Raw genomic sequence first — 20,774 nt, 5'->3', positions numbered from 1 at the left:
TGTACTTTTTTAGAAAAGTAAGTCTGAGGGGAAATTGTTTATTGATCCTCCTCTTCTTTTCTGAAATATTGCCTGGTTCTGTCTTCTTTCAAAGAATCAAGTCGCTCTTCAATATTGTCTAAATTGATGGGTTTCCAGTTTTCCTCCGAATCTTGATTATATCTCAAATAATTGTCAGAATCTTCATATAAGGGATCTGCTTTCTGCTTTTTTCGGGTGATTTTTTGAAATAATTCAGAGAAGGAGTTGAAGGAGACGTTTTGGGAAATTGAAACACCATAAGTATTCACATTCTTGGAAAGGGACAGTGAGGTAAAGGTGTTGAAATTATTCCGGTTGAAAATTCTGATTCTATAGACCCCATCATCTGTCAATAAGTACTCAGCTTGCCAATCTCCAATAATGGAAGCAGCATCTGCGTTTCCTGTATTGTCCGTAAATCCGCCGTCTCGAGATACCCGAAGTCTTCCATCGAGGAAAGTATAGGCAACGCTCAATTGGAAAGTTTCCAGCGCATTTTGATCTAAGGATGCCAAATCAAAATTGACTTCCAAATTTTTGTCTACCTGACCCAAGAATGAGTTGAGTTGGGAGGAAAGTAATTGTCCCAAGCTATTGGAGAATGAATTAACCCCTGCAAACTGGCCTTCAGGAGAGAAAGAACGGGTCATAATCACAGAGAAAACCTGACGGTTCATCTCCTGCTCATCGTTGTTGATCCTAGACTGAAAAGATGAAATTGCTGTTTGTACGTCTCCCGTGTTAGGGAACTGGGAGAAGTCAAACCCAAAATTGATATCCGGTGAAAGGAGCTCTCCATTTAGATTCATGATTACTTCTACCGGAAATCTTCTATTGCTCGTGCTTTGCTGATCCTGCAGGGAGTTTCTAGCCAGTAGAGGAGCTATAGACACAGTCTCGGTATATTTTGCTTTAAGGTTCATGACGCCTTCATATGGATCTCCATACCAAGTGATTCTTCCGCCAGGTTCTACGGTAAACTCTTTTTTCAAAACATTGTAAAGGGAGAAATTATAGGTCGCTTCGGTGATTTCATAACTTCCACTCAAAGAGAAATTTCCCTGTGTATCAATATTCATGGTTAGAAGTCCTCTTCCTCTACCGGAGATTTTTTCTTCCGTTCTTGGGTCAATGATGATTTCGGTGTAAGCATCAGGAGTTACATCCAGCACAAAATTCATTCGGACATTTTCTATATTCAGTCTATTAATGTCATCGGATAAACCCTGCATTCTTACAGTATCCCGAATATTGATAATGTGGATATACTCTTCACTCACTTGCTCATTGCTACTGGTCAAAGGAATGAAAATTCGTGTATTGGGTTGACTAGTCGCTCTCGCATTGATATCCAGATTGGAAGTTGAACCCAGAATATCTATGGTACCGCTCACATAGGCTGTTCCATAAAACACCTCATTATCTCGTGAAGTAGTATTCAATACTTGGAAATTATTGAGTCTGGCATTGATGTCCAGCGTGATATTATTGAGGCTTTGGTATTTAAGACCTCCGTTTAGATTGGCAGTGTTGCCATTCACATCCCTTGCCACCAAACGATCAAAGCTCACTTCTCCCGGTTCGAAAATGATGCTTCCATCCAGTTGATAAAGAGCGTTTAGATAATTTACACGTAGTTTGCCCTGATTAATTCTTCCCTGCCCCAAAAGCCTAGGTTTGGTGACGTTTCCGGTTAATTGGATATCTCCCGAAACTGTCCCACCCATATTGGATAAATAATTGGATAAGAAGGGTTCGAAAATCGCTAATTCAGCATTTCGTAATTCCCCCGCCAAATCAAACTCTTGAGAGTCCAGATCAACAGTACCACTCATTTGAATTGATTTTTTCTTACTTAAGTAATTTTCCAAAGTAAGATTGAGAATATTCTGCTGCAGATCTGCACTGGCTACAAAATCACCTACAATAATTTCATTGATGCTTAAAGAATCAATTTCAATTTGGGCTTTCAAAGTCCTATCAAATTCCTCACTCGCAGAGATAGTAACCGATCCATTGATGGCTCCTTCGTAAGCTTGGGGAGTTAAGGTGTTGAGGATATTGGCATTTACATTTGAGATAGTTAGATAAAATTCATCTTCAGGATTTGAGCTGAATATACCTTCCAAATCTATTTCTTGATTTCCAGACTGTATCCTTACATTATCAAAAGCGATTTTTTCTGATTCAATCCTGATCTCATTATTGGGGTCAAATTTCCATTCACTATCCAGCACTATTAGCTGAGATGGTTCAAAATTGATACTTGTCTGGGTAGGAGTAAATTGAGCCAAGGCTTTGATTCTAGCCTTGCTCCGGGTTGAGTCCTGATCTAAGGCAAAGTCCAAATTCAAAGCTTCATTACTCCAAATTGCCTCGAATCCAAAATTGCTGAAATCTAGAGACTGCCCAATTTTCTGGGATTTAGAAAAAACGTAGAAGGAAGCCAATACATCCTCGCTATTGATAAGTTTGGATGTATTGAAGTCAATATTGACATTTCTGGCTATGTTGTTTTTGTATTGAATCGTGTCAATACTGGTAAAAAAGTTGAAAATCGTATTCTCCTGTGTTTGATAAAACGCTCCTTCAATCAGCGTATTTTTGGAGATTCTGTAGTCCGGCTGAAAGAGTTTTAAAAGGGGATTAATATCGATTAAACGAATATTCAAATCCAGTTTATACTCCTTGTTGAAGTATTCTTCAATATCTGCAACGGGAGGCTTTTGCTTGAAAAGTATAGCTAAATATTGGTTAAAAAGGACCGGTAAATCTTTTGCCATTTGCTCCAATTCAAATCTTCCAGAAGCACCAGCCACAATGTAATCTGAGTTGAGGGACATGGTTCGCGTACCTCCCGCAAATAAGGATTGAAAGAAAAAGTCGCCTAATTCCAGAGATCTGCCATCATACCCTATAGCAATATCTTTAAAGCGCATGATTCCCGTCAAAACATCAATATTGATTCCTCTGGTATCAATTTCAAAATCTCCGGATAAGGAAGTTGCTACATCTGCAAAACGCATCTGGTCCAAATTGGCGGTGTCTAGTTGCATTCGGATATTGATAGCCTCAGAGGTATCTCTCAGGTTGATGGTTCCTGAAGCTTTCAGTTTCAAATTTGGATCGGATATGGATAAGTTTCCCTCAAAAAGGTCCAATCCATAATTCGCATCTGTTCGAATATTGGAATAGGTGTATCCATTAATTCCCAATTTTGAAATCACGGCATCCAAGCCGATCAAGATATCCTCTTTGCTTTTACCCTTTAGGTTCACATTTCCTTCTAAGCTGATTTTTTGCAGCAATTCTGGATTTTCAGCCAAGACACCCAGATCCAGATTTTTGATGGAAACTTTTGAGACTATCGAGTTTACACCGTCTTTTTGATCATAATTGACACGCCCGTTTAATTCGCCTATGCCAGTACGAAATAGTCCATCTGTAGTGAATCTGCTTGGCAAACCTGCAAAATCAGCACTGAGTCTTATCGTTTTAAATTTGCGAATCTCTTTCTCAATTTCAGCACTTAAATAGGGGCCTAAATCATTAGCTTCTATGGTGGAGTTTTGAAGAGAAAGATTGATATAGGTTTCCTCAAAATTGGGGAGGCCGTCCAATTGGAATGAACCAAATATTTCCGTTTTCTTTCCTAATCTTAGGAGGAATTCCTCGGATCTTATATCTGAAACAGGTCCTTGTACCTCTCCTGTCAGGATGATGGCATCCTCAATATCTGGAAGTGTGGGAGCAAAGAAACGCAAATCTTCCAGACTGAGTACTGTTTCTTTCATTCGGGTAATGACCACCACCTTATTGATGAAATCTGAGAAAGAACTTGGACTAGCATATTCGAATCTTAAAAAATCCTTGATATGACTTTGGTTGGTAATCAGATTTAATTTATCAAACTCAAGAAATTCGGAAGAATATGTGAGTTGAGTTTGCAATTCTTTGATCGTCAATCCTGAGCCCTGCTCTACACCGGTTAGAAGACCTATATTAACTCCAATTTCATCTCCATCCACATAAAATTTAGAGGCACTGATGGCAATATCAGCGAAGCGCATGTGGTTATAGTCCAGTCCTTTTTCTATGACTGGTAAGTTGTAATTGACCAATGAAAACCTGGAGTTCCTTAGGTCAATTTGACCAATTCCGAACTTGGTAGATCCTCCGCTTTTACCTGATCCGAAGAGTTCATTTAATTCTCTGAGCCATAAATTAATATTCATGGATGAGTCTCCCTCATGGGTAAAGAATTGTACTGTAGCTCTTTCCAATCTCACCTCATCCAAAGAGGGATTGTTTGGAGGAAGTAGAGATTTTAGTTGAAAATCAATAAATGAACGATCAGCAGACAGCATGATGCTGTCTCGATGGTCTTTTACTTCCAAACCAGTAATTTCCAAGGCATCCCACCAATTGAGATCGATCCTTCCAATATTGGTGGTGAATTGGGAATTTTTATTGAGATATCCTGTTACTTTATCGACAGCCCAATTTTGAACCCCGGGAGTCTGGAGAAGCAAAGCCAGTGCTAGGACACTGATCACCAGCATTAAGATTACCCAAAGGAGTATTCGAAAGGCTTTGTATAAAAAATCCGTAACTTTCGCGTTCTTTTCCAATGGATACCAACGATATTTCTATTCTAGCAATTGAGTCCTCGTGTGACGAGACTTCTGCCTCTATAATCTTAAATGGCAAAGTACTTAATAATATTGTGGCCACACAATCAGTCCACGAAAAATATGGGGGTGTTGTTCCCGAATTAGCCTCTAGAGCGCATCAGGAGAATATTATTCCTGTGGTGCACGAGGCCTTGGAGTCTTCCGGGATCGGTAAAAAAGATCTCAGTGCAATTGCCTTTACCCGTGGTCCAGGTCTCATGGGAGCTTTGCTCGTGGGAGTAAGTTTCGCCAAATCCATGGCGTATGCTTTGAAGATCCCTCTGATTGAGATCAACCATATGCAGGCTCACGTATTGGCGCATTTCATAGAGGACCCTAAGCCTAATTTCCCTTTTATTTGTCTGACAGTCAGTGGAGGGCATACGCAATTGGTCTTAGTCAAAGATTATTTGGATATGCAGGTCATTGGAGAGACAAGGGATGATGCGGTAGGGGAGGCATTTGACAAAACAGCCAAATTGCTAGGTTTACCTTATCCGGGTGGGCCCTTGATCGATAAATATGCCCAGTCAGGAAATCCAAAAGCTTTTGAGTTTCCCATCACTCGCATGCCTGAATTGGATTATTCTTTTAGCGGAATAAAAACTGCGGTTTTATATTTCTTGAGAGATCAACTGCAGCAGAATCCTACCTTCATTGAGGAAAACCTGAATGATCTATGCGCCAGTATACAGCATAGTCTAATTGAAATGTTGCTGATTAAATTGAAGGCAGCGGTCAAACAATATGGCGTGAAGGATGTAGCTATAGCAGGGGGCGTATCAGCAAATTCAGGTTTGAGAAATGCTTTGACAGATTTGGCCACAAAAAGAGGCTGGAATATTTTTATCCCGAAATTTGAATATTGTACAGATAATGCAGCCATGATTGCCATGGCAGCCCATTACAAATACTTAAAAGGAGATTTTTCATCTATGGATGTGACTCCTTTAGCAAAAATGAAAATCTAATATGGCTACCAAAGTCAATAAATTTGAGAAGCATATCAATATCAAAAACAGAAAGGCTAGCTTTCAATTTGAGTTTATAGATACCTACGTGGCTGGAATGGTGCTGAAAGGCACTGAGATCAAGTCCATCCGAGAGAGTAAGGTGTCTTTGACTGAGGCCTTTTGTATTTTTTTGGATGGGGAGCTGTACGTGAGACAAATGCATATTGCCCCATATTCTATGGCTTCAAGCTATAATCATGAGGCTGTGAGAGATAGAAAGTTGCTTTTAAGTAAAAAAGAACTGGAAAAACTCGAAACTAAGTCGCAGGAAAAAGGTCTTACTATCATTCCGGTTCGTATATTTATCAACGACCGTGGAAAAGCAAAAATGGAAATTGCTTTGGGTCGAGGTAAAAAATTACACGACAAGAGACAGGATCTGAAGGAAAAAGATGCCAAAAGAGAACTCCAGCGAATGGCCCTTAAATGATATATTCGGAATTTGCCGGCAAACCATCTTGCCGGTTTATCGAAAACCTACAGTAGACTCAGCACTCCAAACCCAATTGCTTTTTGGTGAGTGTTATCAGGTGTTGGCAGTGAATTCTGGCCGAACTTGGTATCGTATTTTTCATGAAGATTCCCGAATGGGTGGCTGGATTAGCGCCAAATCATTAAAAGAAATTTCAGGAGGTGATTATCAGAATTTCCTCAATCAGGATTATCAAATTGTAACTAGCCCCATCGCTGCCATTGAGTATCTGGGCACAAACCTATACCTACTTCCCGGAAGCAGGCTCCATTTTTCTGATTTGGAATTATTCAATTGGCAGGATCATATTGGCTTTACCGGAACCACCAGGAGTCATGCTTTGAAAGCAGATCGGGAACAGTTGATAGATATTGCCTTGAAGTATGTCAATGCTCCTTGGCAAGCAGGAGGGAGAAGTATTTTTGGGCTCGATGAGATGCTGGGCTTTGCCTTGATTTATTCCATTGGTGGGTATAACTGGTATTCAGACCATTTACCGGGAAGAATCATCCCATTTAATCATGCGATGCCGGGAGATTTATTTATTTTTCATGATGAAAAAACTGCCAAAGACTCATTTGCAATCTACTTGGGAATGGAAGAGGTCCTTTGGATGGATAATCGGATTAAAGTTTCTGATTTGGACGAGTGGCAGGCTTTTTTAAAAAACAATCAATCTCATCAAGTGGTTTTGGAGGCAAGAACGGTAGTTGTATAGGTATGGAAAAGAGAGTTTTGGTGTTGAATTTGGATCATTCTCCCGTTGCGGTGGTAACTGTGCAAAAAGCATTGGTCTTAACCCTTTTGGAAAAGGCAAATGTGCTTTCTACCTATGAACTCCTGGAAATCCGGACAGTAAGTCGATCTTTTGCCTATCCTGCTGTCATTCGGCTAAATCAATATAAAAATATTCCCTACCGCGGGGTTTTATTAAACAGAGCCAATCTATTTAGAAGGGATAGAGGGGAGTGTCAATATTGTGGAAGTCAGCGCCACCTTACAATTGACCATGTAATTCCAAAATCCAAAGGAGGAAAAACCAATTGGACCAATCTGGTAACGGCCTGTAATCGCTGTAATGTCAACAAAGGAGACAAGACTCCGGATCAGGCAGGTTTGACCTTGAAAACTGCTCCATTTAAGCCTACACTAGCTTATTTTCTGGCAGATTACGCAGAGCGACAAGCTTCCGAATGGATTCCATTTTTAAATGTTAATGTGCCTCAATAGGAGGAAATTTAATTTTGGCAACAAAATTGTACGGATGAAGACATGAATAGTCTTACCCTGATCCCTGCATTGATTCTTTCTTTTTTTCTGAATATCAATCAAATCCAAATACAGGAGCTCTTTGGAAAGTGGCAATTGGTCTATTTTGATGGAATAGAAAGAATTAGAAAATCCCCACAATTTTTAAATGCAGACTCGGCAACTCAAGCCAATATGCAATACAGAATTCAGTATAGACTTGAAAGCACTGTTTACCAGTTTTCCGCAGGCGATTCATTGAAATTTACAGATTTTGAAAATCAGCAATTGGTACTTAAAAAGGCCAAAGTCAAATTGGATGATCAAAATATCCTGACAATCTATGAGGGTAATGAAGTTAGGCAGGCAAAAATTGTAGAGTTTGACGCCAATAAGCTGGTGCTTCAGCCTATCAGTCAAAATCCAGGAGCAGGTAAATTAGTCTTTGAACGAATTATAGAGAAAAAAGAAAAGTAAAATCACCCTTAAAATAAATAAAGCCAGCAGTTTATGATTGCTGGCTTTTTCTTTTCATTGGAGTCCCAAATCCAATTGTCGGGGTAGTAGTTGGAAACTTTTCCTATGCCAAGGACTTATTCCATGCTTTTGGATTCCTTCTCTGTGTGTCTTGGTCGGGTATCCTACGTTGCTTTCCCACCCATAATGAGGAAATGAGGTAGCTAAGTCTTCCATCATTTGGTCTCTATGAACTTTTGCCAAAATAGATGCAGCGGCAATACTGGCGAATTTGCCATCCCCCTTAATGATGCATGAGTAAGAGTATTCCAATTTAGATTTCCATCTGTTGCCGTCAATAAGTAAATGTTCAGGCTTTACCTTCAGCATTTCTATTGCACGGCTCATCGCAAGAAAAGAGGCATTCAAAATATTGATCTGATCTATTTCGGCGACGGTTGCTTCTGCAATAGCCCAGTCTAAGGACTTTAATTTGATTTCCTCGATCAATTCCTCCCTTTGGGATTTCCCCAGTTTTTTGGAATCATTGATCCAAGGATTTTCATAATCAGCAGGTAAAATTACTGCTGCAGCTACAACCGGACCAGCCAAGCACCCTCTTCCCACTTCATCGCAACCCGCTTCTATTCTATTAGCTTCTAAATAGGGTAGCAGCGCCATATTTTATTGGTGTTTTCTCTTTATAAAATTTATGGATCATCTCCGCAACTAATCCTGTCCAGCCTGTTTGATGGGATGCTCCCAATCCTTTTCCATTGTCTCCATGGAAGTACTCATAAAACAGGATATAATCTTTGAAATGAGGATCGTTTTGGAATTTCTGCTGATTCCCATAGACTGGTCGGTGCCCATTTTCATCTTTGGTAAAGATCTTGATACAGCGCATGGAAAGTTCCTTGGCTATCAAATCCATGGTCATGAAATTCCCTGAACCGGTTGGATATTCAATGGAAAAATCTCCTCCATAATAGAAGTCAAACTTTTTCAAGGATTCTATGATTAGGTAGTTGATCGGAAACCAGATCGGACCTCTCCAATTGGAATTACCTCCAAACATTCGGGTATCTGATTCTCCCGGAGTGTATTTGATTGAGAAAGTATCCCCATTGATTTTCATGGTATATGGATGCCTTTGATGGAATTTAGATAGAGATCTAATTCCAAATTCACTCAAAAACTCCTCTGAGTCCAGCATCTTATGAAGAACGCTCTTCATTCTGTGTCCTCTCAATAGGGAGAAAAGCCTTCGCTTATCGTATCCAGGTTGGATCCAGCTAGAAACCAAGGCTGCTAGCTTGGGTTTTTCCCTTAGAAAGAAGTCCAGTCTTTTCTTAAACTCCGGTAATTGATCGAAGAGATCTTCGCGGATAGGTTCAACTGCAAATAATGGAATTAAGCCTACAATAGAGCGAACCTTCATTTTTTTGGATTCTTTGCCAGGCACGTGGAAAATATCATAAAAGAAGCTGTCATCATCATCCCATAAGGATATATGTTCAGCGGAGATATTATTCATGGCCCCTGCTATATACAAAAAGTGCTCTAGGAATTTGGTGGCCGTGAACTGGTACACCTTGTTGAATTCACACAGGTCCAAAGAAATACGGAGCATATTTAGCGAAAACATAGCCATCCAAGAAGTGGCATCAGCCTGCTCTAATTTTCCCTGATAGTGTTGGGCATGGCTTCTGTCAAAAAGGGAGATATTATCCAATCCCAGGAAGCCACCTTCAAAGATATTTTTCCCATCGGAGTCCTTTTGATTAACCCACCAGGTAAAATTCAGCATCAGCTTGTGGAGGGCTCGCTCCAAGAATTCCTGATCACCCTTGCCTCCATTGGCTTTTTTGTCAATTTGGTATACCCGCTGTACCGCATAAGCATGCACAGGAGGGTTTACGTCTGAGAAATTCCATTCATAAGCAGGAATTTGACCATTGGGATGCATGTACCATTCATTCAGCAGCAGGAGTAGCTGATCTTTGGCAAACTCCGGGTCAATTCTGGCAATGGGAATACAGTGAAAAGCCAAGTCCCATGCTGCGTACCAGGGATACTCCCATTTATCAGGCATGGAGATGATATCATAGTTTTGAAGATGCCTCCAATGATGATTTCTCCCTTTTTTTCGTTCTTTTGGCGGAACATACCTTCCGGGATCGCCTTCCAGCCAGCGTTCTACATCATAGTAGTAAAACTGTTTGGACCACATCATCCCGGCAAAAGCCTGACGTTGAATTCTTTTAAGATCCGGATCAGTTACACGATGCTGAAGTTTTGAATAGAATTCATCCGCTTCCTTTTTTCTTTGTTCCAAGCAGGGATCACAGGCTTCTAATGGATTATCATCCAGTTGATGCTGCATGCGTAGATTCACCACGGCACTTTCTCCTGCAGGTATCTCCAGTTTGTAAATGGCTGCTGCCTTGGTGCCATGGAAAGCTGGATTCAGTTTGCTTTCATCTCCATTGACTACAAAGTCATTGATAGCGTCTTTGGTGAAATTCCTTTCATTCGGGATGCCATATAAGCGCTCCCGGTTGGTTTCATTATCGCAAAAACGGATATCTGGATTTCCCTCAAAGGAAACAGAGTAGTTTCCTGATTTTGGGCTAAAAGCCTTAATTCTGTTAGATTTGGTCAAGCTGATTTTAGGCATGAAGGGTTCATGCCCGGTAAACCAGGTTTTTCTAAACCAGAAGGTAGGCATCACCCAAATGGTGGCTTTTTCAGGACCTCTGTTGTAAATGGTAGCTTTGGCGATGATATCCTCAAAATCATGTTTGGCATATTCGATAAATATATCGAAGTACCTGTCATCGTCGAATACTCCAGTATCTATAAGTTCAAATTCAGGGTCAGTTTTGCCCCTTCTTTTACTTTCTTCAATGAGTTTTTGATAGGGAAATTCTGCTTGAGGATACTTATAAAGCATCTTCATGTACGAATGAGTGGGAGTTGAGTCAAGGTAATAGTAGATTTCCTTGACATCTTCTCCGTGATTTCCCTGATTTCCGGTAAGTCCAAAAAGGCGTTCTTTAATAAAAGGATCTTTGCCATTCCAAAAAGCCCAGGCAAGACAAAGCTTCTGCTTGTAATCGGAGATTCCGGCTATCCCTTCTTCTCCCCAGCGATAGGCTTTACTTCTGGCATCATCGTGGGTCACGTTTTCCCAGGCAGATCCATCGGGACTGTAATCTTCCCGAACGGTTCCCCACTGCCTCTCAGTGAGATAGGGTCCCCACTTTTTCCAATGCTTTATAAAATCCCTATCCTCTTTTAATCGTTTATGTTCGGCTGACATGTAAGTTCTCTAGGTTGAGCAAGTTTCGAAATTAGAATAATTCAGAGACTTAATTTCAAATTTAGCTTTTCTGTTTTGTATCTGGTAGTTGAATTGATTTTTCTGAGAAAGTCCAAGCACTACTTCCTTTCAAATTCAATTCAATTAGCTTCTGTAAGCCAAATGTTTTTAAACCTGAATTTTATTTGTTTGAAGTTTAGATCATTATAAATAATTGTTAAAATTCAATTCTACACTTGTAGAAGTTAGTTTTAATTCTACATTTGTAGAATAATCTGAATAATTCTGATATGAAACTATCTAAGAGTGAAGAAGAACTGATGAGTTATCTATGGCAGTTGGGTAAGGCATTCATGAAAGATTTGCTTGAAGCTTATCCAGAACCGAAACCTGCTGCAACAACTGTTTCCACGCTTTTAAAAAGAATGCAGGACAAAAAGTATGTGGCTTATAAAGCTGTGGGTAATAATCGGCAATACTTTCCTCTGGTTTCTAAAGAGATTTATTTTTCCAAACAGCTCAAGGGTTTGATCAAAAATTTTTTCAATGATTCTCCTGGGCAGTTTGCCTCATTTTTTACTCAAGAAACAGATTTGTCTAAAAAAGAGCTCCAAGAGCTAAAATCCCTGATAGAAGATCAATTAAACCAAAAGGACTGATGGAATACTTGCTCAAATCGATACTTTGCTTGCTGCTCTTGCTTTTGTTTTATAGGCTAATTCTACAGCGGGAGGTGCTCTATCAATTCAATCGTTTCTTTTTACTAGCTGCGATCGTTGCCTCTTTTTTGATCCCTCTATTGACCATTGAAGTGAAACAGGAAGTTCCTGTAGAACCTTTTGTTATTTCCGAATACGAGATGGAAAATCCTTATCTAGAATCCATTATTCAAGAAGATGAAGGCATTCAGCTAAACTCAACCATTCCAGATCAGACAAAAAAGGTCGAAATCTCTTGGATTACCATATTGTGGGGAGTTTATTTCTTGGGAATGATAATTTTTCTGTTGAGGTTCATCCAGAATATTTACCGAATTCAAAATCAGATTCGCACCAGCCCCAAGATAGTGTACAGGCAGGAAAATTTAGTATTGTTGAAACAGTCAATATCTCCTTTCTCCTTTTTGAAATACATTTTTTATCCCAAAGAGCCTTTTGAAAAGGAAGGAATGCCAGAGGCAATTTTTCTGCATGAGCAATGTCATGTTCGTCAAAAACACAGTTGGGATACACTCTTCGTAGAAGCTTTGCTGGTTTTGCTTTGGTTCCACCCAGGGCTTTATTTAGCCAGAATGGCTATTCGACTTAACCATGAATTTATAGCTGATCAACAGGTGGTTAAGAAAATGCCTGTTTCAGATTATCAAAACTTGCTCTTAGCTATCCTTTCGGGTCGACAAAGCTTTGCTCTCGGAAGTAATTTGAATTTTTCCCTCACCAAAAAACGATTCGACATGATGAAAAAGTCTTCAAATCCCGGAATAAAAATCCTGAAATTGACCTCCTTGGTTGTCTTTTTAGGTGCCATGATTTGGCTATTTGCAGAAAAAACTGTGGTTAGCTCTTTAGCTCAAGAAAGTGTAGAGGATAGTAATAATTCCTTAAATCAATCTGTTACGACAGTTTCGCTTCAGCTGAATGAGGAGGGTGAAATTTATTGGGAAGGAAATAAAATTAGTAAAGAGCAGCTTACTCAAGAGTTGGTAAAATATGATGCTGAAAGGCTAATTGTTGAATTAAAATCTGCTCCAAAAGTTAAAATGGGGGAGGTTGCTGATATTCAGAATTTGCTGGCAACAAATAATATTAGAAAAATAAAGTTTCAGGGAGGCACAAGTTCTAATCAACCTGAACCTATGGAGATTGAAAAAGAGCGATACTTCAGAGATGCTGTCTTTCTAATTGAAAGTGAGCAAATGGATTATACTCAAAAAAGATATTTTGAGCTCTCTGAAAATGAAAAAGATCGATTACAGTTTTCGAGTAAGCCCCAACAAAAGAAAAGTCCAGATAGCGAAGCATTTGAATCGTTTAAAAACAAAGATGAATATGCAGTTTGGATTGATGGTCAAGTGATTTCCAACCAAGAGCTCGAAAATTACATACCAGAAGATTTTGTGCTGGTATTTCAATCCAGAGTTTTCCCCAATGCAAGATCTGAGCGCTTCCCTCAGCCTTATCAGGTGCATCTATATCGAGAAAATTATTTCCAAGAGCAATTTGGTCCAGATTCTGAAATGTTCCGCCCGCGTTCAAATCAAGATACTATCACACTTACCCAGCGGAGAGTCACTTGGATGAAGGATATTTCCCGGTATCCTGATCCCACCACTGCCTTTCTTCAAAAGAATGCCCGCTATGAAAAACTTAAATTATCTGATAAAAAGGATGAACCTGAAGTAAAGAAAGAAATAGAAAGGCTGTATTTGGAATTGGAGAAAGAGTATAATCAGGCTAAAGAAAACAGGAAAAAACAATTGCCCAAGCCACTTCCTACTGATACTATTTCTCCTGTTTTTAAAAATAAAAGCGAAAGTAATTCTAGGCAGATTAGCTTTTCATCAAGCAGCAATTCGACAAAAATTAATGTAGTCCATGCTGTTCAAAGCAATGAAGTTAGAAGCTATTTGAGACTTTATAGCGAGTATCAAGCTATGGCTAATGAGAATCGGATTTTTGCAAATTGGACTTACTCGAATATTCAGCAGATGGAATCCAAGTTTAAAGAACTAGAAACTCGATACATGGGTCTTTCCATCATTGAAAGAAGAGGCATTGATCGTGCTAAATTTCCTTTCATAAGGCTTCAGAAGGACGGAATTACTATTTATAAAAGGCCCGAAGATTTAAGTGCTGAAGAAAGAAAAAATTTAGCTTGTTAGGAAATTATCCAAATGCATGATTTGAGTTAGGGAAGGAGCCTTCAGGCCAGATAACCTGAGAGCTCCTTTTTTCTAATGTCAAATTCTCAATAATCTCAGACCAGCTTTCCACCCAGCTTTGATATTTTTTCACAGCTTCCTTATCCTTAATACCTGTTTTTTCTAAAAGCTTGAAATTAAACTCTGATGCTGCTATCCCTATCTTTCTTTCCTGAATTTCAATGGCATTGCAAGCTTGTTCGTATTGACCTTCTACTGGGATGACCATGATTTTCTTCCCCAGGTACATTGCTTCGCAAATTGACTCGAATCCTGCTGTGCACACCAAACCTTTGCAAGCTGCCATATCCTCCAAAAACTTCTGATCATTTACTTGTTGAAGGCTGAGATTAGGGCGGGGATGGAAAATTTCATTTTCTCCTTTCTTATCCCAATAGGCCTTAATTTTAATCTGAGGATTGCTCTTTGCAAATGCGATCAAGTCTTCAGCATAGCCGGGGTTTACCATGTAAGCGAGGTAAAAGTCACCTGGATGAGGGTTCAAATACTTTAACTCTCTTCGTAGAAGCGGGGGAACAACTGTAATTTTACCTTTTGCCTCCAGTGGTTCAAAAGACAAGGCTAGAATTTTATTGGCTGTCCAAGCACTTAATCTGGTGTTGAATTGGTACAGCAGCCGATCTAATTTTCTTTTTTTGGGGAAGAGATAATTACTGTGATTAATCAAATATTGATGGCCAATTACCCAAAACTCAGCTTTTGGTCTAAAAAATCCGGCATACAGTCCCCCCAATAAGTCATAAAAATTTAGAATCACATCCGGCTGATGCCTTTGATTGATCAAATGGATCTCGCGAAGGCTATTTATGAAAATCGGTGCTTTCAAAAAGTTTTTTCGAAGGGTTTTAGACAGGCTGATTTTTTTATTTTTCCCATCTGTTTCAAAGTTTGGACTGGGAATCCAGTGGATAGGGGCATTAATTTCTCTTTTAAAAAAATCAGGTATGGCTCTCCGCTTGCTTTTTCCTAGGATCACAGCGCATACTTCATGGCCTTGGGATCTGATAAGCTGAGAAAATGAGATAGCCTGAGTCATATGGCCGCGACCTTCTCCCTGAACGATGAATAGAAATTTCATGATCGAAATGCTGGTGGATTTAGGTCGTCTTTTTTATTCTCAAAGGAAACTTGCCTAAGCGGAATAATACCTTCTTGACTTTCACCTTCGAAAAAGCTGGTAATTTGATGATCTCTGATTTCTTTGAAATCTATTTCGTTATAGTAGATCAACTGCCAATTCCCCTCATGATCCTCAGCCAGAGCTGACATTGTCTCAACCCAATCACCGGAATTCAGGTAATGAACTCCATCAATTTCCCGATTCTCAGCCTTATGAATATGACCGCAAATAATGCCATCGCAGCCTTTAGCCCTGGCCATTTTGGCAAGCTCTTTTTCATATTCATCGATGTAAGAAACTGCAGACTTTACCTTGGATTTGACATATTGAGAAAGTGAAAAGTAGGGTAGACCTCTTTTGAATCTATAATGATTGACAATTCGGTTAAGCCATAGCAAAAAGGTATATCCCACATCACCCAAATAGGCAATCCATCTGAGATTGGTCGTTATGCTGTCAAAAATATCTCCATGTGTGATAAAATATTTTTTCCCCTGGCTTTCATAAATCATATCCGTTTGGATCGATAAATTTCCAATCTGCAAGGGGAGAATTTGATCCAAAAAATCATCGTGATTACCCCGTAGGTAGTACACCTTGGTTTGATGATTTTCTATCATTTTAAGGATTCTATTAAAAAATCGCGTGTGTTTTCTTTTCCATGTTCCTGATTTTTTAAGCTGCCAACCATCTATGATATCTCCATTAAGTATAAGATTCTCACAACGGTATTGCTTAAGAAATCTCGCTATTTCTTTGGCTTTGGATCCTCTGGTACCCAAATGCACATCGGATACAACAATGGTTTTGAAATGGGTCTTCACGCTTTTGTTTTGATCGAAAGGTAGTCTCCCAATTTGAATCCAGCATGTTTAGGTTGTTAAGTATTTACTATGAATCCAGAAGATTATTTGGTGAATATGAAGTGCCCGTTAAGTGAATATGAATTATCTGTATGACTGAAGCTCAGAGAGATCAAAAGGCTTTTCTTTCCCCTTTTTACGCAAGCGGTAAAGTAGCTTAAAGTCCTGTTTTTTAGTTTCGTCAGAAAATAAACTATAGAGATTATGCGTAGAATTTTACTCGCTTTTGGGTTCTTTTTGGCTTTTGCTACAAGTCATGCCCAAGAGCCTGTTTACTCTGGTAATTATGAACTGGCATCTCGTTTTTCACCTGAGAAGCTAAAGAAGATGATCTTTTCCACCAGTGTTAACCCACATTGGATGAAAAAATCAGATCGTTTTTGGTACGAATACGAAACCAGCGAAGGGAAACGCTGGTATGTGGTGGATCCGGTTAGAAGAAGCAAGTCCGAAATGTTTGACAGGGATAAGCTTGCAGCTGAGATCACCCGTGCGGTTAAGGATCCTTTCGATGGGCAGCATCTGAAATTGGATGATTTGAAACTGATGGATGATGAAAATACCATCCGATTCAAAGTGAAAAGTACAGCGGATGTCCTCAAATCAGACTGGGCTGAAATCAAGGAAAAGAACAAAAATTCCAAGGACTCCTTGGAGAAAAAAGTACACACTTTTCTATACAACATTTCAACTCAGCAGTTGACGGAAATTGAAACGGAAAAAGATCCGAAAAGGCTTTCATGGGCCAATATCTCTCCTGATTCCTCCAAAGTGGTGTATATGAAAAATTACAACCTCTACTGGATGGATAAGGAAAATTTCCTCAAAGCGGTGAAAGATGAAAAAGATTCAACAATAGTTGAAAATCAACTCACAGAAGATGGAGAAAAGGATTATGAATACGGCTGGGGTGGTCGTGGTGATGACAATGTAGAAGAGGAAAAATCCAAAGATGACCGCAAAAGGGCAGGTGTACTTTGGAGCTCTGACAGCAAGCAGTTTGTAATGACTCGAACAGACCAAAGAGATGTGAAAGACCTTTGGGTGATTCATAACACCCGAAATCCTCGTCCAACTTTGGAGACCTATAAGTATGCTATGCCGGGTGAAAAGGAACAGCCTCAAACTGAACTTTTACACTTCTCCTTTGATCAGATGGAAATGAAGAAACTTCCAATTTCCACCTTCAAGGATCAGACTGTTTCACTATGGTCTACTACTCCTCCGGCAAATACTAGAGATGATGATTTCAGACCAGCGACATGGTTGGGTAATCTCAACGAGTTTTACTTTGCTATCACTTCCCGGGATTTGAAAAAAGTGGATGTGGTAAGATGGAACTTAGCTTCCAATCAAAAAGAAGTAGTGATTGAGGAAAGAAGCAATACTTATATTGATTTTGAAAAGCTGGAATTGGTAGGAAATGAATTGATTTGGTGGTCTGAACGTGATGGTTGGGGACACTTTTACCTGTATGGAAAAGACGGAACTTTGAAGAGACAATTGACTTCCGGTCCTTACCATACCGCTGGTGCAGCACGAGTTGATGCCAAAAACAGAAAACTCTACTTTGTAGCCAATGGACGCGAGAAAGGGGAGGATCCTTACTACGAGCATCTTTATTCCGTGAGCTTGGATGGTGGTGCAGTGAGCCTTTTAAATGCCGGTGATTTCAATCATGATATCGACATCAATGACAATGCAAGCTTCTTTGTAAATACTTATTCCCGTGTGAATACTACGCCGGTTTCTGTGTTGAAAGATAGAAATGGGAACAAGGTGATGGATCTTGAAACAGCAGATTTGAGTCAATTATTCGCAGCGGGCTATCAGTTTCCTGAGCCTTTCAAATTCAAGGCAGATGATGGAATTACTGATTTGTATGGTGTCATGTTTAAGCCTTTCGATTTTGACTCAACCCGAAAGTATCCGATTATCGAATATGTGTATCCTGGACCTCAAACGGAAGCAGTGAATAAGTCTTTCGGCAGAAGTATGGATAGAACTGATAGGTTGGCCCAGTTTGGTTTTGTGGTGGTTACCTTGGGTAATAGAGGGGGACATCCAGCACGCTCTAAGTGGTACCATAATTATGGCTATGGAAACCTGAGAGATTATGGTTTGGCTGATAAAAAAGCGGCCTTAGAGCAATTGGCAGACCGTCATGACTTTATTGATAGAAGCAAAGTAGGTATCCATGGGCATTCAGGAGGAGGCTTTATGTCTACAGCCGCCATGCTGGTTTACCCAGATGTATTCAAAGTGGCTGTTTCTTCGGCTGGAAATCATGAGAATAATATCTATAACCGTTGGTGGTCAGAGAAGCATCATGGAGTGAAAGAACAAATTTCACCTAAAGGTGATACAACCTTTGTTTATCAGATTGAAAAGAACCCTGACTTGGCTAAAAACTTGAAGGGGCATCTGATGCTCTCAACCGGTGATGTGGATAATAATGTGCATCCTGCGGGCACTATCCGCATGGCTAATGCTTTGATCAAAGCCGGAAAGCGTTTTGAATTTGTGATTCTACCTGGTCAGAGACATGGCTATGGAGACATGACCGAGTATTTCTTCTGGAAAATGGGAGACTACTTCGTTCGCCATCTATTGGGTGATAATACTCCGCCACCGGTGGACATGATAGAAATGCAAAGGGATAAACCTAAGGATAAGTGAGAAAGCTGAAATAAGAAAGCTAAAAATGGCTTAGAAATTAGTGGTGTTTGTTGATTGCAGCAAGCACCACTTTTTTTTATGTTGATATTTTCAAGAAAATACAAAAGTTTGCCCCATTTAGTTTTATGAAGTTATGGAAGGGCGTTTTACTTTTCGACGGATTGCAAACGTGGTTATTGAGAGATTCAATCCTTTCAGGATTTTTTCATTAGGATGGAATTGGTCAAATGATCAAATAACCACGAAGTGGTTTAACTCTTCAATAGCCCCCAGTGAAACTGGGGGGCTTTAGTGCGCCACAACTCTGAAGGAGTTGAACTCAAAGATTAAGCTATTATTAGACAGTTTATTCAATCGGTTTAACCCCCGGATCAAATACTCCACGAACCCAAGGTTTTGATTGACTTCTGCCATTTGGATTGACATTTGTTGGTAAAAAATACCCTAAATCTATTGTGGATCTCATTTTATTGACTTGATCTAAGGTGAAACTATTACTGACACTGGGGAAGTAGTCCATCACGTTAGTTGGGTAAAAATATTCTCCATTACAGTTAGTCTTGAATTGGCCCTTGATTTTCTTTGTATCTTCGTTATAAGAATCTGTATCCATAAACCCATCTCTATTCAAACAGTGTTTTCCAACAGAAAAGGTATGAGGCAAACCCAAAAAGTGTCCTATCTCATGAAGCATTGTAAAAGTATCTAAACGCTTATCGATTGTAAATCCATAAAACCTAGATAGCTTTTCATCTGATAAAGGTGGATAAAATGCAAACCCTCCAGCGCCGTCAATGTTCATTATAAATACATTGGCATAATTATTTGGGTCCCACATGTTATCAAATAAGTATTTATGAGTTGTTACATCTCCACTTCGGAAGGAATTTCTTTCCGAAAAAACCCGATTGATTCCTGGTTCAAGCAAAGGAAAACCATCTGGTCCAATTAAGGCTGGAAAGAACTCTAAATTGGGGTCCACTTGATTATGTCCTTTCCTCGACCCAGAACTTTTTCTGCCTTGTAGCCATTCATTTGTTTCATGCAAAAGCTCGATAATTTTTTCTTGTGAGGGATTTTCTGTAGTTCCTTTTTCTTGTCCTGAATGGATAATATGGAAAATGATTGGTAAAGAATATTTCCTAGAAAGATCAGGCAGTTCTCGGGAGAAAAGTATTTCAACTTCACTTTTTTTATCCTCAATTTCTACCCAAAACGGAATTTCACCTGATCTTAGAACTGGAACTCTATGGAGACTCTCCAAGACCTTACCATCAAAAAAGAATTTATAATCAGGCTTTTCATTTTCAGGAAATTCCTTTCCCCTATAATCATAAATGCTCGCATTGAAATCCACAAAAGATCTACCGGAAATTGCATATGGAGCCTTTGTGGAATCAGCCATTGAAGCCTTAAACTTTGAAACATAAGTCTTTGGGTCAACATCAATTACTCTGATTTTTAAGGTTTTACTTTTTATTCGACCGATTTTCCCATAAAGTTCAAATTCTTTTTCTTGATGAAGTGGTATTCTTGGAGGGTTTGAACTTTTTTTTCCATCAATGAAATATTGAATTGAAGGATTGAATTCCAAAGTTATTTCATCTCCAAATGCTCCAAAAAACTTTGGTGTAAGGTTCAACTCGTGAGTTCCCTGCCAAATCACGAAAACCGAGTCATATGGTATTAATTCAAAGTCGGTAACAAAGTCAAAACCTTCAGGAAGAGGATCCTCTTTTTCTCCACATGAATTCAGAAATAACAGCCCTAAAGAAATAAAAACCCCGAAAATGATTTTTTGAATTTTTCGGAAATAGAAGAAAAAATCTAATTGTTGAATCATAACAACGAATAGTTTTTGTTAAAAAAGTAAACTAAGAAAAAATTTAATTTAATCTTATAATTTTTCTGATTCTTTATAGAGCAAATTCATGAATTTAGATATATGGGGTCTGTAATATCA

Annotated in this window: 14 protein-coding genes; 8 read left to right on the top strand and 6 right to left on the bottom strand. The window is 39.3% G+C overall.

What is annotated here, in order from left to right; all coding sequences use genetic code 11:
- Positions 1-38 precede the first annotated feature (38 nt).
- A complete protein-coding gene (locus B2906_RS18530) occupies positions 39-4,577 on the bottom strand; it encodes a translocation/assembly module TamB domain-containing protein (RefSeq protein ID WP_219956529.1) in 4,539 nt (1,512 codons plus the stop codon).
- A 74-nt stretch (positions 4,578-4,651) separates the two neighbouring features.
- Here B2906_RS18530 and tsaD point away from each other — a divergent pair, with 74 nt between their 5' ends.
- The 5 genes from tsaD to B2906_RS18505 are packed head-to-tail and all read left to right on the top strand — an operon-like array spanning position 4,652 to position 7,904.
- Positions 4,652-5,665, top strand: coding sequence for a tRNA (adenosine(37)-N6)-threonylcarbamoyltransferase complex transferase subunit TsaD (gene tsaD / locus B2906_RS18525; RefSeq protein ID WP_219956528.1), 1,014 nt, complete (start codon positions 4,652-4,654; stop codon positions 5,663-5,665).
- Between the two features lies 1 nt (position 5,666).
- Positions 5,667-6,137 (top strand): SsrA-binding protein, encoded by a 471-nt coding sequence (smpB, locus tag B2906_RS18520; RefSeq protein WP_091649416.1) that lies wholly within the window; start codon positions 5,667-5,669, stop codon positions 6,135-6,137.
- Positions 6,100-6,897 carry a hypothetical protein gene (locus B2906_RS18515; protein ID WP_175557825.1) on the top strand — a complete coding sequence of 266 codons (798 nt, stop codon included), beginning with the start codon at positions 6,100-6,102 and terminating at the stop codon, positions 6,895-6,897. The genes smpB and B2906_RS18515 overlap by 38 nt, the downstream gene beginning before the upstream one ends.
- A 2-nt stretch (positions 6,898-6,899) precedes the next feature.
- Positions 6,900-7,409, top strand: a complete 510-nt coding sequence (locus tag B2906_RS18510) for an HNH endonuclease (RefSeq protein WP_219956527.1) — start codon at positions 6,900-6,902, stop codon at positions 7,407-7,409.
- Positions 7,410-7,451: 42 nt separating this feature from the next.
- Complete coding sequence (locus tag B2906_RS18505; protein ID WP_144604205.1) at positions 7,452-7,904, top strand: hypothetical protein; 453 nt, start codon at positions 7,452-7,454, stop codon at positions 7,902-7,904.
- Between the two features lie 54 nt (positions 7,905-7,958).
- Here B2906_RS18505 and B2906_RS18500 read toward each other — a convergent pair whose 3' ends face one another.
- Positions 7,959-8,564, bottom strand: a complete 606-nt coding sequence (locus B2906_RS18500) for a ribonuclease HII (protein ID WP_219956526.1) — start codon at positions 8,562-8,564, stop codon at positions 7,959-7,961.
- Entirely contained in the window at positions 8,536-11,208 is a 2,673-nt protein-coding gene (locus tag B2906_RS18495) for an MGH1-like glycoside hydrolase domain-containing protein (RefSeq protein WP_286942306.1), read from the bottom strand. Before B2906_RS18495 ends, B2906_RS18500 begins: the two co-directional genes overlap by 29 nt.
- A 290-nt stretch (positions 11,209-11,498) precedes the next feature.
- Here B2906_RS18495 and B2906_RS18490 point away from each other — a divergent pair, with 290 nt between their 5' ends.
- Both B2906_RS18490 and B2906_RS18485 read left to right on the top strand, forming a co-directional pair.
- Entirely contained in the window at positions 11,499-11,867 is a 369-nt protein-coding gene (locus B2906_RS18490) for a BlaI/MecI/CopY family transcriptional regulator (RefSeq protein WP_219956524.1), read from the top strand.
- Positions 11,867-14,089, top strand: a complete 2,223-nt coding sequence (locus B2906_RS18485; protein ID WP_219956523.1) for a M56 family metallopeptidase — start codon at positions 11,867-11,869, stop codon at positions 14,087-14,089. Before B2906_RS18490 ends, B2906_RS18485 begins: the two co-directional genes overlap by 1 nt.
- Before the next feature lie 4 nt (positions 14,090-14,093).
- Here the strand turns inward: B2906_RS18485 and B2906_RS18480 are convergent, their stop codons facing one another.
- The gene (locus tag B2906_RS18480) at positions 14,094-15,227 is read right to left on the bottom strand and encodes a glycosyltransferase family protein (RefSeq protein WP_219956522.1); all 1,134 of its coding nucleotides are present in this window, start codon (positions 15,225-15,227) and stop codon (positions 14,094-14,096) included.
- On the bottom strand, positions 15,224-16,093 hold the full coding sequence (locus tag B2906_RS18475; protein WP_219956521.1) for a UDP-2,3-diacylglucosamine diphosphatase: 870 nt from the start codon (positions 16,091-16,093) through the stop codon (positions 15,224-15,226). The genes B2906_RS18480 and B2906_RS18475 overlap by 4 nt, the downstream gene beginning before the upstream one ends.
- A 243-nt stretch (positions 16,094-16,336) precedes the next feature.
- Here B2906_RS18475 and B2906_RS18470 point away from each other — a divergent pair, with 243 nt between their 5' ends.
- Positions 16,337-18,811, top strand: coding sequence for a S9 family peptidase (locus B2906_RS18470; protein ID WP_219956520.1), 2,475 nt, complete (start codon positions 16,337-16,339; stop codon positions 18,809-18,811).
- Between the two features lie 346 nt (positions 18,812-19,157).
- Here the strand turns inward: B2906_RS18470 and B2906_RS18465 are convergent, their stop codons facing one another.
- Positions 19,158-20,654 carry a M43 family zinc metalloprotease gene (locus B2906_RS18465; RefSeq protein WP_219956519.1) on the bottom strand — a complete coding sequence of 499 codons (1,497 nt, stop codon included), beginning with the start codon at positions 20,652-20,654 and terminating at the stop codon, positions 19,158-19,160.
- Between the last annotated feature and the right edge of the window lie 120 nt (positions 20,655-20,774).

This window comes from Algoriphagus sp. UBA3586 (genome assembly GCF_002376385.1).
Lineage (GTDB): Bacteria > Bacteroidota > Bacteroidia > Cytophagales > Cyclobacteriaceae > Algoriphagus > Algoriphagus ornithinivorans.
The sequence above is the reverse complement of the archived record's forward strand: the minus strand, read 5'-3'. Positions and strand labels throughout refer to the sequence as shown.